The organism is Pontibacter harenae, assembly GCF_020907245.1.
GTDB classification, from domain to species: domain Bacteria; phylum Bacteroidota; class Bacteroidia; order Cytophagales; family Hymenobacteraceae; genus Pontibacter; species Pontibacter harenae.
On record NZ_JAJJWH010000007.1, the window covers coordinates 1 to 21,984 of the forward strand.

Genomic DNA, 21,984 nt, shown 5'->3' on the forward strand with positions numbered 1-21,984 from the left:
ACAAAAATGCAAACATCATACATTGTGAACCACAACTAAAATATTTAAGTGGTTATAGAGCTTATATCGTATAGTTTCCTGTCTTTGCAGGTTCTATATTAACTCAAGATATGTCCGCTAGCCTCCAGTTTATACTTATTAGAGATGTTGATTTTGAAGGAATGCCTGCTGTACAGCAACTTTACGAAGAAGCATTTCCTATAGAAGAGCGGCGGCAGTTCCATAAGCTGCTACAGCTCATTGGCAAGCCTAATATGTTTTTGCATGCTATCGCAGCTCATGATAATATTGTTAGCGTATGTGTGCATTGGCAGCTAAAGGAATTGCTTTACCTCGAGCACCTGGCTATTTCTCCTCAACACCAAGGCAAAGGTTATGGAAGCCAAACAATACAATGGCTACAAAAGCAGACAAAAGAGCGCATCGTGCTAGAGGTTGAGCGGCCTACAGATGCTATAACTCGTAAGCGAATCAAGTTTTATCATAAGTTAGGTTTTACCTTGCACCAGGAATATCCTTACCTACAGCCTCCTTACGAGAAAACGGTGGCTCCTGTACCAATGTACCTCATGGCTCGGCCAGCTGCCACAGATGTAGCAGCATTAGCAAGCATAGCCGAACTTTTAAAACAAGAGGTGTACGAGCCGTTTTATAGTTAATTCAAGAGATAAATAGTTAGCAGATTATTCTTTCTCAGAAGCCATTTCTTTTCAAGTTCCCCCTCAATTTCCTAACTACCCACTCTATAAGCTATCTTGTATAGCCAGTTTTGCAATACTCAAGCTTGCCAGAAAATTACACTTTTTTAGGACATTTCTAAAAAAGCTAGAGCTCTGGCTTTTGACCTGCAGCAACAAAAGCTTATCTTCGGGGTTGAAAGCATGCAATCGCCTAGGTAGGCCATTTTGCATTCATTATAGCTTTTCGCCATGGCCCATTTACATATAAGTCAATCTAGCATTCGGGAAGATTACAACACGCCCCTCTCCCTGTATGAGCTGCATCAGCAGATAAAGGAAGAGCTGGAAATTGCTTTTCCTGAAAGCTACTGGGTAGTGGCTGAAATATCGCAGGTTAATTCAGATAAGCGCAAAGGCCACTGCTACCTCAACTTAGTCGACAAAGGCGAAGACCCAAGGGGCCAGTTACAAGCACAGGCAAGAGCTACTATCTGGAGTGCCCGATTTCAGATGCTGGGTCGTTATTTTCAGGAGAAAACGGGGCAGCAACTAAAAGCTGGGTTAAAGATTCTGTTTCAGGCAAATGTGCGGTTTCATGAGCTCTACGGCATGAGTCTGGACATTGTAAACATTGACCCGAACTATACCATTGGCGACCTGGCAAGGCAACGGCAGGAAACGTTGAAAAGACTAGAAGCCGAGGGCCTGATGACTGCAAACAAAGCCCATGAACTGGCTTTGGTGCCACAGAAATTGGCCGTTATCTCTTCTGCTACGGCTGCAGGTTACCAGGATTTTATACATCAGTTGCATAACAATGTGCACGGCTACAGCTTTTCTACCACTCTTTTCCCTGCCACTGTGCAAGGCAACGAAGCACCTGCATCTGTAAAACGAGCCTTCAACCTTATAGCCAAATACAAAGATCGTTTTGATGCCTGTGTCGTCATTCGTGGAGGAGGTTCCCAGACAGACCTGAGCTGCTTCGACGATTATGCCATTGCCGCCGCCATAGGCCATTCGCCGCTGCCAGTGCTAACAGGTATCGGCCACGAGCGAGACGAGAGCATTGCAGACCTTGTAGCCCATACGCGTTTAAAAACGCCTACAGCTGTCGCTAATTTTTTGGTTGAGCGGTTTAGAGCAGCCGAGGAGCAAGCCAAAGGTCTGATGGACAGCATCAGGATTTTCTCAGCGCAGTTAATGAAGCTGACAGGTGATAGCTTAGAACGCCAGAGCCTACGCCTTTCGCACCTCACCAACGACTACCTGAGAACTGGAAAAGATAAGCTGGAGCAACTCTCCAAAGGTCTGCTCCTGAAGCCAAAGTTTTTCCTGGATAACCAGAAGCAACAGCTAAATACACTGGAGCAATGCGTTAAAGGAGAAACCAAAGATTTGCTGCACCAACGCGAGCGGTACCTAAGCGAATTGGCTGTTTGTGTAGAGGGCAAGAGCCAGCGTTACCTGCACATGAAAGAACATGAGCTGAACAACTTGGTGCATTGCCTGGAAACAGAGGCCAACGATGACCTGAAACGAACGCAGCTTACTTTTGCAAAGTATAGCGAACAGCTAAAGTTTAGCACTCGCCAAAAACTGCAGACAGAGAACCATAAGCAAAACCTGCTGGAGCTGAGCATTAAGGCTAATGACCCAGAAAAGCTACTGCTAAGAGGTTATACCTTAACCTTGATAAACGGCAAAATAATTAAAAGTATCAACGAAGTAAGAGCAGACGATGTAGTTGAAACACGGATGCAAGACGGCACCATACATAGTATAGTTGTAAACAAAGACGCAAATGACAAATAAAGACATAAACAGCATGACTTACCGTGAGGCAACGCAGGAGTTGGAGGAAATACTTCGTGCCATCGAAAATGATACCGTAGATGTAGATGAGCTGACACAGAAAGTGCAGCGTTCCTCGCAGCTCATCAAATTGTGTAAAGACAAGCTCCGTAGCGCTGAGAACGCCATAAACCAAGTGTTTAACGAAGAGAACTGTGAAGAACCTGCTACAAAGGTAACCGAGGCAAAGTCTGGTCCTGAAAACGGAAAGCTTTTCTAAAACTTTGCATTTCTGCAAAAACAACGAGGCCATCCTGCTAAAGGATGGCCTCGTTGTTTTTTATGCTTTTCTAAAATTTATAATGTTGATTTTTGTGGCTTTTTGGTCGTCTTTTTTTCTACTAAGCGCTCCAGCATACGTCTGGTTTCTGCGCAGTTGTCGAGGTGGAATTTGGCAACGGAGTAAGCAGTACCTACTTTCACAGTATAGGCATCGCGTGGCATTGCTTTAAAGATGTCTTCATCTCCCCAATCATCGCCAACAGCCAGTACAAAGTCGTGAGGCAACAGGTTGAGCCAACGTGAAGTTGCTTTTCCTTTATTTACCTCGTTTACTTTCACCTCTACCGCCATCTGGCCATCCAGCACTTGCAGGTTGCTGTCGCTAGCCAAGAAGTTCAGGTGGCTTACCAATTCCCGTGCTCGCAGTTCACCAAGGCCTGTCTCCACTCTACGGTAGTGCCAAACCAGCGAATAGTCTTTTTCTTCTATAAATGAACTTGGCGTACGATCTACATACAGGTCTAGAATCGGACGTACATCGCGTTTCCAATCATCAATCAAACTCAGGAGTGTCTGCCAACCCGTATTACGCTGCTTCACCCACACACCATGCTCTGCAATAAGGTCGATGTTCAGGTGGCCCAGCCAGGCTTGCATAATATCCTTATCGCGGCTACTCATAACCACCACCCTGTTTTTAGGGTTGCTGCTAAGGTCATCCAGCAGTTGTAGCAGATCTTCGTCTGGCCTAGACATCATTGGCTTGGTCTGGTAATCTACCAACGCACCGTCATACTCCAGGAAGAATAGCCTTGTGCTTGAATTTGCATAAGAATCGCTCAGTTCCTGGAAGCTAGCCTCATCTAGGTAATTGGTAGCCATAGACATTTGCTTCAGCTTCACATAAGACAGCCTGTCCATAAACAAGCTAACCCAATGGTGAATGTTATAACGCTTCAGCGACTCTTGCATGTTTGAAATATGCTGCTTCTGCTCCTCCTCTGGCATAGTTAGCGCCTGGTAAATAGTATCTACCATCTGGCGCACATCGTTCGGATTTATAAGTAAGGCATCAGAAAGCTCTTTAGAAGCACCCGCCATCTCACTTAGTATCAGTACGCCGTTTTGGTCTAGCTTACTGGCTATGTACTCCTTACATACTAAGTTCATACCATCGCGCATAGGAGTAACCAAAGCCACATCAGCCATTCTATAGAAGGCAGAAAGTGTTTCTAGCGGATAAGAGCGATAGAAATATTGTATTGGGTTCCAGTTGATGTGACTATACCTACCGTTTATACGGCCAACCAATTCATCAACTTCTTCTTTCAATTCTTTGTATTTCTCTACCGCATCTCTCGATGGCACCACGAGCATCACCAGTGTTACTTTTTCATGAAACTCAGGATGCTGCTCCAGGAATAACTCAAATGCTAGTAGTCGCTGCGGTATACCTTTCGAATAATCCAGGCGGTCTATAGAAAGGATAATCTTTTGTGCATTAAGATTCTTTCGGAATATTTCTTCTCTTTTCAGTACCTCTGTAGAGGCAGCTGTAGAAGCATATTTTTCATAGTCTATTCCCATCGGGAAAGAGTCTACAAGCAGCGAACGGTTACCTGTGTTTATCCAGCCGTGCATACCGCCGTAGCCAATCAACCTGTTCACCGAGCTCAGAAAGTGGCGCATATCATCGTAGGTATGGAAACCGATCAGGTCGGAGCCCAACATGCCTTCCAAAATTTCTTTACGCCACGGCAGTAGTCGGAATACTTCGTAAGACGGGAAAGGAATATGCTGGAAGAAGCCGATGGTAACATCTGGCAACTGTTCGCGAAGCATAGAGGGCAACAGAAGCAACTGGTAATCGTGCACCCAAATGGTATCACCAGGCGATGCCATTTTCATTACCTCTTCGCAATATTTCTGGTTTACCTCAACATACGTCTCCCATAGTTTCTGCTCGTAAATAGCATACTGACTAAAGTAGTGAAAAGTAGGCCAAAGTGTTTCGTTGCTAAACCCTTCGTAAAACTCCTTTATTTCAGTTTCAGTCAGAAAAACAGGGTACATGTTCTCACCTTCCAGATCGGAAACGATTTGCTGCTGCTTTTCTTTCTGCTCAATAACCATACCTGGCCAACCTATCCAAAGATTGTCTTTTTGCTTATAGATCGACCCCAAGCCTGTTGCCAAGCCCCCTTCACTTGTCTGATAGTTCAGTTTCCCATCTTTCTCCTGGAGCTTTACAGGAAGTCTATTCGATACAATAATCAGTTTAGCCATGTATTTGCTATTTGTTCTTTTTATAGCCAGCAATAGCTCTCATTTTTAAAGCTACTGCTTTCAAGAGTCAGTTTATATTTATTTTAGACGTTTAGCAGGTTAAAAACCCAACTTATCTATAGTTTATACGGATAATGTGTAGCATTCGTTCTATATATATAGTTTACCAACTATAAAACAGTAATTTTCAAGCTTCTAATTTCCTGGGACGGCAACCATCTGGTTAAAACCTATAACCCGTTTAAGAAGTATTTCTGCTGATAGACCTTAATTTACACCCTTTTTCCCGCTAAAACAAATTATTCACATTGCATGGAAAGATTAAATGCGCTCTTCAATAACCTTGACTATTTAGCCATTGGCACATTGATTATATCTTTGGCGGCAGTAATTGGCTGGCTGGTAAAGCTTATTATTTTTAAGTTACTCAACCTATACAACAGGCATTCCAACCCTCACTTTCTGAAGTCTGTTGTAAAGCATCTGAACGGCCCTTTCACCGCCTTTCTGCCAATGCTCTTCGCTACCATTTCATTGCAACTCACTCCCTTTACTGAGCACCAATTAGAATCCTTTAGAAGAATTTTTGAACTGGTAAATATTGCAGTTTTCGGCTGGATACTCATCAAGATTATCTATGTAGCCCAGGACATGGTGCAGCAAAAATTCGAAATTACGAAAGAAGACAACTTTCGGGAAAGGAAGGTAATCACACAGCTTTCCTTTATCAGAAAGTTGGCTATCACCATCATTACTTTTGTTACTGTCGCACTTATTCTGTTAACATTTGAGCCTGTCCGTAAACTGGGAACAGGTCTGCTTACCTCAGCAGGTATTGCAGGTATAGTGGTGGGTTTAGCCGCCCAGCAGTCCATAGCAAACTTACTGGCAGGTTTGCAACTCGCCTTTACCCAGCCCCTGCGCATAGACGATGTATTGGTAGTGGAAGGTGAGTGGGGACGTGTTGAAGAAGTAACATTGACGTATGTAGTCTTGCGCATCTGGGACAACCGTCGCCTGATTTTGCCCCTGAAATATTTTATAGAGAAGCCCTTTCAGAACTGGACCAGAACAGCCGCTGATTTGCTAGGCACCGTGTTTCTTTACACCGATTATACTGTACCCATAGAGGAACTCCGTAAAGAACTAGACAGAATACTGGCTGGCACAAAGCTCTGGGATGGCCGTGTCTCTCTTATTCAAGTTACAGATTCTCTAGAGCAAACCTTGCAGCTAAGAATTCTGCTAAGCGCTCAAAACTCCGCCATCGCTTTTGATCTGCGCTGCCTTGTGCGGGAAAAGATGATCACCTTTATTCAGCAAAACTATCCATCAGCTTTGCCTAGAACCAGAACAGAATTAGTGGGAGAAAGCTTTTCAAAGTTCATGAAATAGTTTAAACTTACCTCCTGCCTTTCGCCTGCTTTAAACTGGGGCGCAAGCAAAGGCAGGCACAGGTATCCAAACAACTATAACTATTTACATCTAACCATTAAGTGTGCTTCAGCATACTTTCGGAACAACCTCACTATGAACATTTTTGAAGACATAGATCCTAGCATTGTGGAGTGGGTAATTATACCTGCTCTTATTTTTATGGCCCGTATCATAGATGTAACGCTGGGCACGCTGCGCATTGTGTTTATTTCTAAGGGAGATAAAATGTTAGCACCTTTACTAGGCTTTGTTGAAGTGCTGATTTGGTTGATAGCTATTACGCAGGTAATGCAAAACCTGAACAATGTCGCATCTTACCTAGCTTGGGCGGGTGGCTTTGCAACGGGTAACTTTCTAGGTTTGCGCATAGAACAGAAACTGGCACTGGGGCAGGTGGTAGTGCGAGTTATAACTGCTGAGCCCGCCGACGGGCTTATCGAAAGGCTGATCAGTAAAGGTTACCGCCTCACTTGCCTCGATGCACACGGCACGCGCGGCAAAGTACATTTGCTGTTCATGATTGTGAAGCGGAAAAAGCTGCAAAAAGTACTCGATATTATCCGTGGTTTCAACCCACAGGCTTTTTATACAATAGAGGATGTTCGTTCTGTTTCAGAAGTAGATTTACCCCAGGAAGAAAGCCAGCGCAAAACATCTTTCCGAAAGTTCTTTCCGCTAAAAAAAGGAAAATAAGCTTTGCCTTTTTAAGATTGGATAGGCAGTTCAATACGCCCTTTCGTAACGGTACGGTATTACGAACTGTCCTTTCTGCTTTCTCCTGAACCTAATATCCTGTTATAGTAGTATTATAACAATAAAATATTGCCTTTGAAATCAGGGCAAAAGCCGTTAGCCTTAAACAGACCTTCTCATGAAAGCTACTGCCACCTTACCAAAACAAGTGCTGAAAGCATTCGAGTCGGTGCCAGACTTATACCTCATCCTTTCACCAGACCTTGTTATATTCACTGCCTCAGATGCTTACCTGCAGGCTACCCGTACCGAACGCAACACGATAGAGGGAAAATACATCTTCGACGTTTTTCCAGAGAACCCAGCCGCCAAGGAAGCAAATGCTGTCAATAACCTTAAAGCTTCCTTTCAACAAGTGCTCTCCTCAAAAAAACCTCACCGCATGGCTGTGCAGCAATATGATTTGCAGTTGACAGACGATAAGTTTGAAACCAGGTATTGGGAGCCAACTAATACCCCAGTGCTGGATAAAAAGGGAGAAGTCCATTATATCATACACAAGGTAGAAGACTGCACCGAACGGGAAGTAAACAAGCAGCGGGTGGAGGTTTTAGAGCAGGAAGTACACAAAAAGCAATTGCAGGAAAGAGAAGAGTTTCTGAAAAGCGCAGAAATTATTGGCCACACTGGTAGCTACGAAGGCGACTTTACTACCATGCAATTCCTCTTCTCCGAGAACATGTATCGTTTACTTGGTCGCGAACCTTATTCGTTTACTCCTACCATAGATTATATAGATTCGATTTCTGTTCCAGAGGATGCGCTAGAGATACATAAGATTTTAGATGAAGCCGTCAAAAACAAAGCCTCTTACAAGTACTTCCGCAGGGTATACTGGCCAAACGGAGAAATACACCACATCGTTAGCCGAGGCAAAGTCATTTATGATGAGCAAGGCAAACCAAGTAAACTGTACGGCACAGCACATGATATAACAGAGGCTATCAATTTCCAGAACGAACTAAAAGCTGGCAAAGAGCTGCTGCAATCGGTTTTCGAAACATCGTTTAGCGGCATTGTGGTGGTAAACAGCATCCGCAACAAAGCAAATGAAATAATTGATTTTGAATACAGGCTATCAAATAGAATAGCCTCAGAATTGCTAAAACCCGAGCTTATAGGTAAAAGAGCCAGCGAAGTTTTACCTGGTCTGAAAGCAGAAGGCTTCTTCAGCACTTTTAGGAATGTTGTTGATACTGGGCAGCCAGTTGATTTTGAAAATTACTACAATGCTGATGGTTATAAGAACTGGTTTCGCATTACTGCTCAGAAGTTAGAAGACGGGCTTTTAATCAGTTTTGAAGACATCTCAGAGCGTAAACTCACCGAACAAAATCTTAAGGAAGAGCAGCGTCGTCTGAAAGATGCACAGGCCCTGGGGCGTATTGGCTACTTCGAAAGAAAGATTTCCGATGACACATTCTTTTGGTCTGATGAATTGTTTCGGATACATGGCCTGGAACCGCAGAGTGAGGAAATTACATTGGAGCGTGTACTCTCTTTTATGCATCCACACGACCGCCCCGAAATGGAAAACGCGATTATGAACCTCCGTAATACAGGCGATCCATTAGACAAAACCCTTAGGATTGTAAGAGCAGATGGTGACATCAGGTATGTACATAGAAGAGTTCAGATTTTAGAAGATAAAAATGGCCAACCCTATAAACACTATGGCACAGTACAGGATATTACAGAGCAGAAAAAGGCAGAGGAAAAAATTGCCAAGCGGGAGGCCCAGTACCGTACACTAGTAAATAATACGCCCGACAGCATTTCGCGCTGGAATAAAAACATGAAACTGATTTTCGCCAACGCAGCATTTGAAAGTAAATCTGGGCTCCTTAACGAGTACCTATTCGGAAAGGATATAAACGGAATGGTCCAGCAAAACACAATTGCCCTGCCCTGGATAAAAAGCCTTCGTAAAGTTTTTGATACAGGAAAAGCTGTAGAGCATCATAATTCTTTCCCTACCCCTCATGGCAAATCTCATTTTCACTCCAGATTGGTACCAGAGAAAAACGCTGCTGGCGAAGTAGAGACTGTACTAGCCATTGCCCGCGACATAACAGAACTCAAAAATGTAGAGCAGGAAGTTATTCGGGTAAAAGAGGAGCTGGCACAAAAGGCCACCGATAAATACCTCTCCCTCTTCAACTCTATGGAGCAAGCTTTTGGTATTGCGGAGCTTATCTTTGACAAACAAGACAACCCAACAGACTTCCGTTGGCTGGAATTAAACCCGCAGTTTTTAAATCTTACAGTGTTTTCGCAAACAGAAATATTAAGTGGCAAAACAGTACGCCAGGTTGCGCCAAATACCGAAGAGGTATGGTTTAAGCGTTATGGAGAAGTAGCCAAAACAGGTAAAGCTATTCATTTCGAGGCACACTCGCCTTCGCTGGGAAAATGGTTTGAGGTGAATGCTTTCCGAACAGGCAACCCAGCGGACCGACAAGTGGCAGTGCTGTTTAGTGATGTAACGGCACGTAAGCAGAATGAGCAAGCCTTAAGAGATGCGCAGGAAAGCTTAACTATAGCGGTTGAAGCGGCAGCTATGGGAACCTGGAACTTGGATATAATACAAGATCTTTCAGGACACAGAAACCTGCGCCACGACCAAATATTTGGATATAGTATACCACAAAAAGATTGGAGTTTAAAAGTAGCCCGACGCCATATTGTAGAAGAGGACCAGGAAATTTTCGACGCAGCTATTTCCCGCGCAATGGAAACAGGAGAACTAAGTTTTGAAGTGCGCACCCGCTGGACTGACGGAAGCGTTCATTGGGTAGCTGCCAAAGGCCGCATCTACTTCGACGAAAATGGAAAGCCTGTTTGCGGCGCAGGCGTTAACTTCGACATTACCGAACGAAAACTTATAGAAAAACAGCTTCAACAGTTCAATGTAAAGCTAGAGCAGCAAGTAGAGGAGCGCACCCTTGCGTTGAAGGAGAGTAAAGAGCTGCTTCAATCTATTGTGGAGGTCTCTTTGTCTGGCATCAGCGTTTTTCAAGCCGTCCGAAATGCTGAAGGAAAAATTGAGGATTTTGTGTGGGTACTTGTAAACGAGAAAGCCCTACAGTTCAGCAACGGTAGAGCTTTACTCGGAAAGCTCTACACAGAAACATTTCCTGGCATCAAAAAAAACGGTATTTTCGAAAAGTGTGTGAAGACAGTGGAAGAAAACATTCCGCAGGATTTTGAAATATTTTATACACACGAAGGCTACAACCGCTGGTTTCGCTTTATAACTGTAAAGTTAAAAGATGGCCTGGTTCTGAACTTAGAAGATATTACCGAGCGCAAGAACTCGCAGCAAGAGCTACTGAAACAGCACAAAGTGCTAACTCAATCGGAGGAGGTGGCCCGCATGGGCAGCTGGGAGTACGACAGAACGCACGATACCATGCATTGGTCTGATGGCATGTACCGCCTGTTTCATTTAACTGCTGGTAGTACCATCAGCATGGAATTTTACTTAACATCTGCAGTTGACGAAGACCGCCCTATAGCTGAAAAAGTGATTAGCCTGATGCGTGAGCACAACCAACCATTTGAGGAAACTTTACGCATAAAACAAAAGAGCAAAATCATCACGCTAAAGATAAAAGGCATACCATTACATAATGAGCAAAACCAAGTAGAGAAAATGCTTGGTGTTGACCTGGATATATCAGAGATCAAACGGCTGGAGCAGGAGAACCTGCAAATTCGCCTCAACCAACAAAAAGCACTTTTACTTGCTATACTAGAAGCTCAGGAAGCCGAAAGAAAACGTATTTCAGAATCGTTACACAATGGTGTAGGTCAGATACTCTATGCCACCAAGCTTAACCTAGAGCAGATGGCGCAACAGGTAAAATCGCAGCAATACAAAGCCACAGCAGAATTACTAAACAGAGCGATAGACGAAACAAGGTGGGTATCTCATGAGCTAGTGCCTATGTTGCTGAATGACTTTGGGCTAGAAAAAGCGCTGGAAGATTTGTGCGAGAAGTACGAAAATAGCTCCCTCTTTCTGAACTGTAAGTCTGATGGGCTGCAAGAGCGGCTCGAACCCCATATAGAAATAGCCATTTTTAGGATAGCCCAAGAGTTAGTAAATAACATTGTAAAACATGCCAAAGCCTCAGCCGCATCACTTCAACTCAGCCAGCAAAACGAGCAGATAACCTTACAGGTCAGGGACAATGGCAAAGGCTTTAACTACGAAGATGGAAAAACAAAGGGCTTGGGGCTGCGATCCATTAAGGACCGTGTGAAGCTCCTGAATGGCTCGTTCTCCATCACTAAACCCAAAACGGGCAAAGGCACCCTTGTTACCGTTCAGATTCCGTTACAACCTTAGAAAATTCATTTATCTACTGCTCTACAGAAATTGAAGCGGTAAAAAGCCAAAGCAAATACACTCCTCATAGTTCATGTTTAGAAAGCTACTGTACACCGACGATGCCCGTACCACCATCCTCATCCGCCTAATGGTAGGTGCTGTTTTCCTTTCAGAAGGCATTCAAAAGTTCCTGTTCTCCGCTACCCGTGGCGCAGGGCGCTTTGAAAAAATTGGATTACCAAGCCCTGAGCTTCTTGGCTACTTTGTTGGGTCATTTGAAGCAGTGTGTGGTGCTCTGGTTCTGATAGGGCTGTTTACACGATTAGCTTCTCTCCCACTCCTGGTCATTATGCTGGTAGCCATAGGCACAACAAAACTGGATGTATTAGCAAACGATGGTTTCTGGGAAATGCTGCACGGCAGCCGTACTGATTGGTCTATGCTGCTCGGAAGTACTTTTCTGCTGCTAAAAGGCGGCGGTAAATGGTCTGCTGATCGGGCACTTATTCAAGTATAAAAACAAAGGCGCCTCTGCTATTCACAGAGGCGCCTTTGTTTTTAAATCTTATTTGTTCTTAAGAAGCTGTAGGCTCAAACTTGAAGTACATGACAGCTAATGGTGGAATTTTCAGTTCTAGCGAATTTTCTTTACCGTGCGATGGCGATGAAATTGTTTGGATGGTAGCGTGATGAACGAAATCGCTTCCGCCGTAACGGCTATCATCACTGTTAAATATTTCGCGCCACGCTCCTGCTGCAGGCACACCCAAATGATAATTAGAATGCACCGCTGGCGTAAAGTTACAAACCACCAAAATCAAATCGTCTGGCGAGCTGCCTTTGCGCACGAAGCTGATAATACTATTGTGCGCATCTTGGTAGTCAATCCATTCAAAACCTCTATCATCAAAAGCATAGGTATAAAAACTCGGCTCCTGACGATATACGTGGTTAAGCTCGCTTACCAGTTGTCTGATGCCCACATGAGGGGCATACTCCAGTAAGTGCCACTCTAGGCTACTATCGTGGTTCCACTCTGTGGTCTGCCCTATCTCACCGCCCATAAACAGCAATTTGTGGCCTGGGTGAGCATACATGTAAGCGTATAGCGTACGCAGGTTCGCAAAGCGCTGCCAATCGTCTCCTGGCATTTTACGAAGCAAGGCTCCTTTGCCATGTACCACCTCGTCATGCGAAAGCGGCAACATAAAGCGCTCAGAGAAGGCGTACATCATACTGAACGTGATCTCGCCCTGATGGTATCTTCTGTAGATAGAGTCTTTAGAGAAGTAGTCGAGGGTATCGTGCATCCAACCCATCATCCACTTCATGTTAAAGCCTAAACCTCCCTGGTCAACTGGGCCTGTTACTCCTGGCCAGGCAGTAGATTCCTCGGCTATAGTTGTTACATCAGGGAATTTCTCATGCACCGCCGAATTAAAGTCCTTCAGCAAAGAAATAGCTTCTAAGTTCTCACGCCCGCCATACTCATTCGGAATCCACTCATCGTGTTTACGAGAGTAGTCCAGGTACAGCATAGAGGCCACCGCATCTACACGCAAGCCGTCTACATGGTACTTATCAAGCCAGAACAAGGCATTGCTGATCAGGAAAGATCTTACCTCGTTACGTCCATAGTTAAAGATATAGCTGTTCCAATCGGGGTGGAAACCTTTACGTGGGTCAGCGTGCTCAAACAAGTGCGTGCCATCGAAATAAGCTAAGCCATGTTCGTCAGACGGGAAGTGAGACGGAACCCAGTCCATGATAACGCCTATACCTTCGGCATGCAGGGTGTCTATCAAATACATCAGGTCTTCAGGAGAGCCAAACTGGCTCGTAGCCGCAAAGTATCCTGTAATCTGATATCCCCAGGAACCACCGAATGGATGGTGCGCTAAAGGCATAAACTCCACATGGGTATAGCCCATTTCTTTCATATAAGCAGGAAGTTGCTCGGCCATCTCACGGTACGTAAGCGAACGGTTGTCTTCCTCTGGCTTTCTGCGCCAAGAGCCGAAGTGCATCTCATACACCGTATAAGGCTGCGGTTCTAAGTTATTCTCACGGCGGCTTTCCAGCCAGTTATTATCTTTCCAGCTATAGTCTAAGTCTGTTACAATAGAGGCTGTTTGCGGCGGCACTTCACGTGCAAAAGCAAACGGATCGCTTTTCTCTACCTGGTAAAGGTGGTAGCGCGACTTGATCTGGTATTTGTAGAGCATGCCTGCCCCAACATCGGGCACAAAACCCTCCCAAACGCCAGAACCGTCGGAACGAGCCTGCAATGGGTGGCTCTCACGGTTCCACCAGTTAAAATCGCCCATTACAGCTACCTGCTCGGCATTAGGAGCCCATACCGCAAAGTAAGTACCTTTGCGGCCATTGTGCTCCATTACATGCGAGCCTAGCTTATCATATAGTGTGTAATGGCGGCCTTCTCTGAAAAGATAAATATCAAATTCAGTGAATCGGCTGACATCGTGGTAAATATTTTTTTGTTCTTCTGTTTGCTGTTGATCCGCAGAAGTTTGGTTTTCGTTTGTTTGCATAGTTTGTTCGGGCTGTTGTTCTTCAGTTGATTTCTTAGTACTACGCCCTTTCACCTTCGGCACTACCAGTTCCTGCACCACATCAGATGTAGCAACAGGTATAGGTACCCCTGCTTCATCTGCTGCAGCACCAGCTTTTTTGGCACTGCCTTTTTTAGCCGTTTTGGGAGCAGCACTGGCATCGGCAGCAGAAGCTTCACTTCCTTTTGCTTTCGTTTTGCCAGCTGCTGCTTTTGATACCTTCTCAGTTACAGGCGCACCCATTTCCGCTACTGCAGACTCTGTTTTCTTTGGTCTGCCTTTTTTTGGCGTTGCCGTAGCCTCGTGCTCAGGTGTTGCACCTTTAGAAGCTGTGGTTTTCTTTGCGCCAGTTGTAGCTTTTGCCTGGTCTGTGGTTTCGGTTGCTGTGCCTTCTTTTCTCTTAGCCATTACTATACTTCCTCATGATGTATTTAATGCCTCTGATCGGAATCTGTACCCAATCCGGACGGTTGTTCAATTCGTATCCTAATTCGTATATCGCTTTTTCCAGCAGGAAGGTTTGCATAAGTACCTCAAAGTCTTCTTCATTGCTCGGCACAATGCCTGTTCCCTTCGTTTTACCGAGGTAAGAATGCATAAAGAACCCGCTGGCGTAGTGGTACCAATGCTCAGCTAACTGCTCCAGGTATTCGGCATCTTCTTTACGCAGGCCTTCTTGTTGGAAAAGGGCATTATAAGCCGCATAATGGAAAGAGCGAATCATACCTGCCACATCGCGCAATGCAGAACGCTTCAGACGACGCTCACTGAATGAACGCGCTGGCTCGCCTTCAAAGTCGATAATGTAGAAGTCACGACCGGTAAACAGCACCTGCCCTAAATGGTAGTCGCCGTGGTTCCTGATCTTCATGGTATCAATCTTATGGGCGAAAATCATTTTTAGTCGCTCCAGCACCTGCTCCCGCATGTTCAGCACTTCCTCTGCCTCCGCTCTTACGTGCTCTGGCAAGTTTGGCAAGTGCTTGCGCAAACTATCGAAGTTACTGCGCACAAGCGATGTTAGCGATGAGAAGAGCGAACGCTGGTAGTGTAGCGAGAAGTCTTCTGGTACAAAATCTTTTTCCTCCGTAACAGACCCTAAGGCTAAGTGCATTTCGGCGGTTCTTCGGCCAAGCAGTTCTACACGCTCTATATAAGCACCACCAAACTGCATCTGCACTTCATCAGGCACCTCTGTAAATGCCAGCGGCTTAGACAAGGATCCTACAGGTGTTTTCAGCTTTCTGCGCTCGTCCTGCGTTTGCAGGCGCTCATAGAATCGCTTCAGCGAATCTTCCATATAGTTCCAGGCGTCGCCTTGGTTTGGCACCAGTTCTTGTAGCATAGCTAGCACCATTGGCTGCTTACCAGGCTCATGCTGTTCTATGGCACCCAAAAACTTAGGAACATTTTCAAAACCAAGCTGCTCTGTCAGCATCTGCACCACTTCTACATCAGGATTTATGATTCTGTCTAGCTTGCGGTAGACTTTCATAAACAGGTTATTGTTGTAGATAATGGAGGTGTTGCTCTGTTCAGCTTTCAGTATTTTAGATGATGGCGTACTTTCAGCACTCTTCATTTCAGAGGTTAACTGGCGAACACTGTTGCCCACAAGTTCTGCACCCTCTTGTTTTACTCTTCTACGCTTGGCCATCAGTTGCAGCAGCATCTGCCTGAAGTCTTCGCTGTAGAGGGCATCGTATAGCACCCCGTCCTTTCCGCCTACAGTAACACGCGCAATAATGGCATGTGGCTGCGTATCACGAAGCTCCTCCTCTTGTTCGCCTGTAGCAAAAGCAACAGGTAATTGGTAAAGCTCTGGCAAACCTTCGTTGTAGCTTACTTCTATAAACAGCCACGAAGCATCCTGCTTACCAGCAGATACTGGTATGTTACTCACCAGCTGCATGCGCTGTATCGTGCGGGCTTTTCCGCCGAACCAGCGTTTCTTCAATATGTACGGAGGCAATATTCTAGACTCCAGCGCCTTGATTGTTTTGGCCTCGAAAACAGTTTTCAAGGAAGCTAACTGCAACTCAGGTCTTGTATGTTCCTGATCTTGCTCCTCTACCTCTTCCTGCTTCTGCAGTTCCATCCAATAGTAGCCGTGGCTACCCATCGTAAACACATATTCACCTTCTTTTATAGTAGGGAATTTGTTCTTGCTGAAAACTTCTACTGGAACTCTGCCTTTAAACTCTTGCAGGTCCAGTTCTACCGCCTCTGGAAAGCGTGACAGGTTCGCAATTACTAAAATAGTTTCTCCTTCGTACTCGCGCACAAAAGCTAACACTTTTGAGTTGGCTGGAGACAAGAACCTGATGCTACCACGGCCAAAGGCCTTGTAGCGCTTACGCATATTAATCACGCGGCGCATCCACCACAACAAAGAGTTGCTGTTATGGTTCTGCGTATCTACGTTCACTGACTCATACTTGTACTCTGGGTCAATAATAATTGGCAGGTACAGTTTCTGAGGGTTGGCAGTAGAGAAGCCTGCGTTGCGGTCGTCGTTCCACTGCATTGGCGTACGCACACCGTCGCGGTCACCAAGGTAGTAGTTATCGCCCATGCCTATCTCATCGCCATAGTATACCACAGGTGTACCACGCATCGAGAAGAGCAGCACATTCAAGAGTTCAATCTTATTGCGATCGTTGTTCAGCAGTGGTGCCAGACGGTGGCGTATACCCAAGTTGATGCGGGCCATTGGGTCTTTGGTATACACTTTATACATGTAGTCACGCTCCTCGTCGGTCACCATCTCAAGCGTCAGCTCATCGTGGTTACGCAGGAACATGGCCCACTGGCACGTTTCAGGTATGTCTGGCGTCTGGTCAAAAATATCGATGATCGGGTAACGGTCTTCCATCTTCACCGACATAAACAGGCGCGGCATAATTGGAAAGTGGTAGTTCATATGGCACTCATCACCCTTACCAAAATAGGCAGCGGAGTCTTCTGGCCACATGTTCGCTTCTGCTAACAGCAACTTACCTTCATATTTGCTATCTACATGGGCACGTAGTTTTTTAAGGAACTCGTGCGTCTCAGGCAGGTTTTCGCAGTTGGTGTTTTCACGCTCAAACAAATATGGCACTGCATCCAAACGGAAACCATCCACGCCAAGGTCGAACCAATAATCCAGCACCTTAAACACTTCCTTCTGTACTTCAGGATTGTCGTAGTTCAGGTCTGGCTGGTGCGAGAAAAAGCGGTGCCAAAAATACTGCTGCGCCACTGGGTCCCAGCTCCAGTTAGAAGGTTCAGTATCTGTAAAAATGATACGAACATCTTTAAATTTATTCGGATCGTCGCTCCACACATAAAAGTCTCTGTATTTAGAGCCTTTTTTTGCTTTGCGTGCCCGCTGAAACCACGGGTGCTGATCGGAAGTGTGGTTGATTACCAGCTCCGTAATTACTTTCAGGCCACGTCGATGCGCTTCTTTTACGAAAAGCTTAAAGTCCTGCATATTACCGTAAGACGGGTTAATGCTGAAATAATCGGCGATATCGTAGCCATCGTCTTTTAGCGGAGAAGGATAAAAGGGTAACAGCCAGATAGCCGTTACGCCTAAATCTTCCAAGTAATCCAGCTTCTGCATCAGGCCTTTAAAATCGCCTATGCCGTCACCGTTCCCGTCTTTGAAGGCTTTGATGTGCAGCTCGTAAATAATGGCATCCTTGTACCAGTGGATGTTGTCGTCTAACAGGATTTTGTCCTCGGCCATATGTGTTATAGTGTTTTTCTATTAACCTGAATTATTGATTAGGTGTCCAGGTATCGTCCAGATTATTATGGCCCATACCTTTATTTGCTTCTTCTATGCGCAAAACATGGACAGGCATTTCGTGTGGGCGCAACTCAACGTAGTTCCACTCGTCTGTCCAGGTAAATTTATGTTCTGTAATCAGGTCGTGCATCAGGTACTGTCCCTGCAGCGGCATTCCCAGTTCTTTCAGCGGCACCCTTACCCAACCTGCCTGAGAGTTGTATGGGTCCAAGTTAACTACCACCACAATTTTATTCTGGCGGCTGCTGTCCCACTTCGCATAGCAAACAAAAGCCTTGTTATCTACATCGCCAAAAGCAACGTTCCAGGTGGTTTGCAGTGCTGCATTCACTTTCCTGATCTTATTTATCTTTGTGATAACTTCCCTGATCTTGGTGAGCCTACCCCAGTCCCAGTGCTTGATCTCATATTTCTCAGAGTCCCAGTATTCTTCTTTGCCTTCTACAGGCGTGTTTATCCCGAACTCATATACTGGTCCGTACAGACCATAATTGGAAGAAAGCGTTGCCGCCATTACCACACGTGTAATATGAGCTGCTTCACCACCGTGCTGTAAAGTTAGAGGTAAAATATCGGGAGTATTCGGCCAGAAATTCGGTCTGAAGTATTCGCGCATGTCGGTTTTTGTCAGCTCCTCCATGTACTCCCGCAGTTCCTCGGCTGTGTTGCGCCAAGTATAGTAAGTATAAGATTGCGTGAAACCGACTTTAGCCAAGCGCTCCATCACGCGCGGACGAGTGAAGGCCTCGGCTAAGAAAATTACCTGCGGATGGTCTCTGTGCACCTCAGCTATTACCCACTCCCAGAAAGGAAAAGCTTTTGTGTGCGGGTTATCGACACGGAAAATATTTACGCCTTGCTCAATCCAATGTATCAGGATACTCTTCAGCTCCTGCCACAGGTTTTGCCAATCTTCTGTTTCAAAGTTCACAGGCAATACGTCCTGGTATTTTTTCGGTGGGTTTTCGGCATATTGTACGGTGCCATCTGGTCGCCACTTAAACCACTGCGGGTGCTCCTTTACATAAGGGTGGTCCTGCGAACACTGAATGGCAAAGTCTAGCGCGATCTCAATACCATGCTCCTGTGCCTTTTGCACAAAATGCCTGAAATCCTCTAAAGTACCTAGTTCAGGCAGTATGCTTTTATGGCCACCTTCCGCAGCACCAATTGCCCAAGGAGAACCAGGTTCGCCTTCTTGTGCGGTCGGGTTGTTGTTTTTACCTTTTCTGAATGCACGCCCGATCGGGTGGATAGGTGGTAAGTAAATAGTATCGAAGCCCATGCCCGCAATACGCGGCAGCAAGCGTTCGCAATCTTTAAACGTACCGTGCTTGTTTGGCTCCTGCGAGGCAGAACGCGGAAAGAACTCATACCAGGTACTGAATAAAGCTTTTTGCCGCTCCACGTCTATTTGGAGCACCTTATTGTAAGTACTGATGTGCTTTCGATCAGCAACCTCATACATCAAGTCAGTTGCTTCGGTGCCTAAAGCCAGTTCCACGGCAAAGGCAGGAGAGCTATTGTGGCGAAGCTCGTGTGCCCAGGCATGAAGTTTATTTCTTTTCTCCTCGTCGGTTCTGGTAGCAGCCTCTTCCATGTACTGAGCTCCGATTTGCAGCTCTACACGTATATCCTGGTTTGCCTCAAACTTCTTTTTTATACCTTTTTGCCAGGTATAAAAATGGTCTACCCAGCCTTGCAGTTTATACTCAAAGCGGCCCATGCTGTCGGGAGCAAAAGTGGCTTGCCAACGGTCGTTTCCAAGAAACTCCATCGGCACTTCCTGCCAGTTTTCGCTATCTACATGGTGGTAAAGTAGCACAGCTTTTACTTCATCGTGTCCATCGCTAAACACATCAGCTGTAACAGTTACTTCCTCACCCACCACACGTTTGATGGGATATTGGCCGCAGTTCAACTGCGGCTTAACGTTTTCTATTACTACTCGTTGGGTTCCTTCCAATGCTTCCATGGGCTATTGTTATACCTGATACTTTTCCTTACAATAATAGTAACTACTAAGTATTTAAATAATATGTTATGATGTATATAGTATTTTCACGATATTAAAGTACGATTAGGAACGAATTATTCAAACAATGTGGGGATTCCTTTTTAATTAAAAAACAATCATAGAAAAAATAATAACCAAAATGGTTTGAAGCCAGTTAATATCTGCTGTGAGATTTTAACACAGCTATGGGAATAATGAGAGAAATTGGAGCTAGTTTTTCGAAAGAGAAAGGCACTGTATTTACAGTATGGGCTCCTGAAGCAGAACGTGCACAAGTTATAATAGAGAAACCAGAAGGCCGTACGGTACCGTTACAACGCGAGGCCTTTGGCTACTGGGTAGGTGCCTCCGACGAGGTAAAACCAGGAGACAGGTATTTTTTTAAGCTGGACAATAAAGATCCACGCCCTGACCCTGCCTCACTTTCACAGCCAGACGGTGTTCACAAAGCCTCTGAAGTGATAGACCACTCTACCTTTGATTGGACAGATAATAACTGGAAAGGAATTCCGCTAGAGCAGTACATTATATACGAGCTGCACGTGGGTACTTTTTCAGATGAAGGTACTTTTGAAGGCGTTATAAATAAACTTCCTGAGCTGCAGGATTTAGGTGTTACCGCCATAGAAATCATGCCTGTGGCACAGTTCCCAGGCAGCCGAAACTGGGGCTACGATGGCGTATATCCGTTTGCCGCGCAAAATAGTTACGGAGGAGCAGAAGGCTTAAAAAAACTGGTTAATGCTTGCCACGAAGCAGGTATAGCTGTGGTGCTGGATGTGGTGTACAACCACATGGGCCCCGAAGGAAACTACCTGAACGAGTATGGTCCTTACTTTACAGATAAGTATCATACGCCGTGGGGAAGTGCCCTCAATTTTGATGATGCCCATTCAGACCACATCCGAAATTTCTTTCTGCAGAATGCCCTCATGTGGCTACGCGATTTCCATATAGATGCTTTGCGTCTGGATGCAGTGCATGCTATTTATGACACGGGTGCGAAGCATTTTCTGCAGGAACTGAAAGAGCAGACATCGCTGCTGGGTGAGCAATTAGGCAAGGATTTTATTCTTATAGCGGAGAGTGACCAGAGCGATGTGCGCATGCTGAACCCACAAGAAAAAGGCGGTTATGGCCTCGATGCGCAATGGTTCGACGATTACCACCACGCTATCCACACGTTGGTGACCGGTGAAGTGGAAGGTTACTTTGAAGATTACGGTAAGCCTGAACAGCTACAGAAAGCGCTTGAGCACAGTTTTGTGTACAACGGACTTTATTCGGAGCACAGAAAGAAAACCGTAGGTACCGATGCCACTGATGTTCCTGCCAAACAGTTTGTTGTTTGCTCACAAAACCACGACCAAGTTGGAAACCGCATGCTTGGCGATCGCTTAACGCAGTTGGTTTCGTTTGAGATGCAGAAAACCGTGGCAGGTATGATTCTGCTGTCGCCTTACGTGCCAATGCTGTTTATGGGAGAAGAGTACGGAGAGGATAACCCTTTCCTTTACTTTGTAAGCCACACCGACAAAAATCTGGTGGAGGCTGTTCGCAAAGGCCGCAAAGAAGAATTTAAGTATTTCGCCACAAAAGGAGAAGAATTCCCTGATCCGCAAAGCGAAGACACGTTCAATAAGTCTAAATTATCGCGCAGTTATGAACAGAATGAAAAGCACAGACAGCTACGTGATTTTTATAAAGAACTGATCCGCATCAGGAAAAAGGAACCTGCCATGGCCAAGCCTGATAAGCCCCACATGTTTGCGCAAATGGATGCAGAAAACATGGTGCTGCACATGGTACATTTTGGTCAGGAGCCAAGCCTGTACTGCTTGTTCAACCTAAGCAAAGAAACACAAACTGTTACATTAAACAGCACACACGGGAAAAACTTGAAACTGTTGTTAAACTCAGCAGACGCAACCTGGGGAGGTGGCGCTTCCAAAGCTTACTCATCTATACAAGAAACTGTACCTCTCCTACCAGAGTCAATGCTTGTGCTACAAAAAGAAACCTAAATA

Annotated in this window: 12 protein-coding genes; 8 read left to right on the plus strand and 4 right to left on the minus strand. The window is 45.3% G+C overall.

Features of this window, described 5'->3' with window-relative positions; all coding sequences use genetic code 11:
• Positions 1-110 precede the first annotated feature (110 nt).
• From LN893_RS05385 to xseB, 3 genes are all read left to right on the plus strand, one after another.
• Entirely contained in the window at positions 111-659 is a 549-nt protein-coding gene (locus tag LN893_RS05385) for a GNAT family N-acetyltransferase (protein ID WP_229968779.1), read from the plus strand.
• A 270-nt stretch (positions 660-929) separates the two neighbouring features.
• On the plus strand, positions 930-2,495 hold the full coding sequence (xseA, locus tag LN893_RS05390; RefSeq protein WP_229968780.1) for an exodeoxyribonuclease VII large subunit: 1,566 nt from the start codon (positions 930-932) through the stop codon (positions 2,493-2,495).
• Positions 2,485-2,754, plus strand: a complete 270-nt coding sequence (gene xseB / locus LN893_RS05395) for an exodeoxyribonuclease VII small subunit (RefSeq protein WP_229968781.1) — start codon at positions 2,485-2,487, stop codon at positions 2,752-2,754. Before xseA ends, xseB begins: the two co-directional genes overlap by 11 nt.
• A 77-nt stretch (positions 2,755-2,831) precedes the next feature.
• Here xseB and LN893_RS05400 read toward each other — a convergent pair whose 3' ends face one another.
• Positions 2,832-5,042: a bifunctional alpha,alpha-trehalose-phosphate synthase (UDP-forming)/trehalose-phosphatase gene (locus tag LN893_RS05400; RefSeq protein ID WP_229968782.1), complete on the minus strand. Its 2,211-nt coding sequence runs from the start codon at positions 5,040-5,042 to the stop codon at positions 2,832-2,834.
• 312 nt (positions 5,043-5,354) lie between these two features.
• Between LN893_RS05400 and LN893_RS05405 the strand changes: the two genes are divergently transcribed.
• The 4 genes from LN893_RS05405 (at position 5,355) to LN893_RS05420 (ending at position 12,085) form a co-directional block, all read left to right on the plus strand.
• Positions 5,355-6,437, plus strand: a complete 1,083-nt coding sequence (locus LN893_RS05405) for a mechanosensitive ion channel family protein (RefSeq protein ID WP_229968783.1) — start codon at positions 5,355-5,357, stop codon at positions 6,435-6,437.
• 135 nt (positions 6,438-6,572) lie between these two features.
• Positions 6,573-7,172 carry a DUF2179 domain-containing protein gene (locus LN893_RS05410; protein WP_229968784.1) on the plus strand — a complete coding sequence of 200 codons (600 nt, stop codon included), beginning with the start codon at positions 6,573-6,575 and terminating at the stop codon, positions 7,170-7,172.
• A 178-nt stretch (positions 7,173-7,350) separates the two neighbouring features.
• Entirely contained in the window at positions 7,351-11,586 is a 4,236-nt protein-coding gene (locus tag LN893_RS05415; protein WP_229968785.1) for a PAS domain-containing protein, read from the plus strand.
• 73 nt (positions 11,587-11,659) lie between these two features.
• A complete protein-coding gene (locus LN893_RS05420) occupies positions 11,660-12,085 on the plus strand; it encodes a DoxX family protein (protein WP_229968786.1) in 426 nt (141 codons plus the stop codon).
• 58 nt (positions 12,086-12,143) lie between these two features.
• Here LN893_RS05420 and glgB read toward each other — a convergent pair whose 3' ends face one another.
• Genes glgB through LN893_RS05435 form a run of 3 tightly spaced genes read right to left on the minus strand, consistent with a single transcriptional unit; the run spans position 12,144 to position 19,915 of the window.
• Positions 12,144-14,549, minus strand: a complete 2,406-nt coding sequence (gene glgB / locus LN893_RS05425; RefSeq protein ID WP_229968787.1) for a 1,4-alpha-glucan branching protein GlgB — start codon at positions 14,547-14,549, stop codon at positions 12,144-12,146.
• Positions 14,542-17,877, minus strand: a complete 3,336-nt coding sequence (treS, locus tag LN893_RS05430) for a maltose alpha-D-glucosyltransferase (protein ID WP_229968788.1) — start codon at positions 17,875-17,877, stop codon at positions 14,542-14,544. The genes glgB and treS overlap by 8 nt, the downstream gene beginning before the upstream one ends.
• 31 nt (positions 17,878-17,908) lie before the next feature.
• On the minus strand, positions 17,909-19,915 hold the full coding sequence (locus LN893_RS05435; protein ID WP_229968789.1) for an alpha-1,4-glucan--maltose-1-phosphate maltosyltransferase: 2,007 nt from the start codon (positions 19,913-19,915) through the stop codon (positions 17,909-17,911).
• A 227-nt stretch (positions 19,916-20,142) separates the two neighbouring features.
• Here LN893_RS05435 and treZ point away from each other — a divergent pair, with 227 nt between their 5' ends.
• Positions 20,143-21,981 (plus strand): malto-oligosyltrehalose trehalohydrolase, encoded by a 1,839-nt coding sequence (gene treZ, locus LN893_RS05440; RefSeq protein WP_229968790.1) that lies wholly within the window; start codon positions 20,143-20,145, stop codon positions 21,979-21,981.
• Positions 21,982-21,984 lie beyond the last annotated feature (3 nt).

Excerpts from the sequence above, each read along its gene's own strand:
- LN893_RS05385 (WP_229968779.1), top strand. The coding sequence starts at position 111 with ATGTCCGCTAGCCTCCAGTTTATACTTATTAGAGATGTTGATTTTGAA.
- xseA (WP_229968780.1), top strand. The coding sequence starts at position 930 with ATGGCCCATTTACATATAAGTCAATCTAGCATTCGGGAAGATTACAAC.
- xseB (WP_229968781.1), top strand. The coding sequence starts at position 2,485 with ATGACAAATAAAGACATAAACAGCATGACTTACCGTGAGGCAACGCAG.
- LN893_RS05400 (WP_229968782.1), bottom strand. The coding sequence starts at position 5,042 with ATGGCTAAACTGATTATTGTATCGAATAGACTTCCTGTAAAGCTCCAG.
- LN893_RS05405 (WP_229968783.1), top strand. The coding sequence starts at position 5,355 with ATGGAAAGATTAAATGCGCTCTTCAATAACCTTGACTATTTAGCCATT.
- LN893_RS05410 (WP_229968784.1), top strand. The coding sequence starts at position 6,573 with ATGAACATTTTTGAAGACATAGATCCTAGCATTGTGGAGTGGGTAATT.
- LN893_RS05415 (WP_229968785.1), top strand. The coding sequence starts at position 7,351 with ATGAAAGCTACTGCCACCTTACCAAAACAAGTGCTGAAAGCATTCGAG.
- LN893_RS05420 (WP_229968786.1), top strand. The coding sequence starts at position 11,660 with ATGTTTAGAAAGCTACTGTACACCGACGATGCCCGTACCACCATCCTC.
- glgB (WP_229968787.1), bottom strand. The coding sequence starts at position 14,549 with ATGGCTAAGAGAAAAGAAGGCACAGCAACCGAAACCACAGACCAGGCA.
- treS (WP_229968788.1), bottom strand. The coding sequence starts at position 17,877 with ATGGCCGAGGACAAAATCCTGTTAGACGACAACATCCACTGGTACAAG.
- LN893_RS05435 (WP_229968789.1), bottom strand. The coding sequence starts at position 19,915 with ATGGAAGCATTGGAAGGAACCCAACGAGTAGTAATAGAAAACGTTAAG.
- treZ (WP_229968790.1), top strand. The coding sequence starts at position 20,143 with ATGGGAATAATGAGAGAAATTGGAGCTAGTTTTTCGAAAGAGAAAGGC.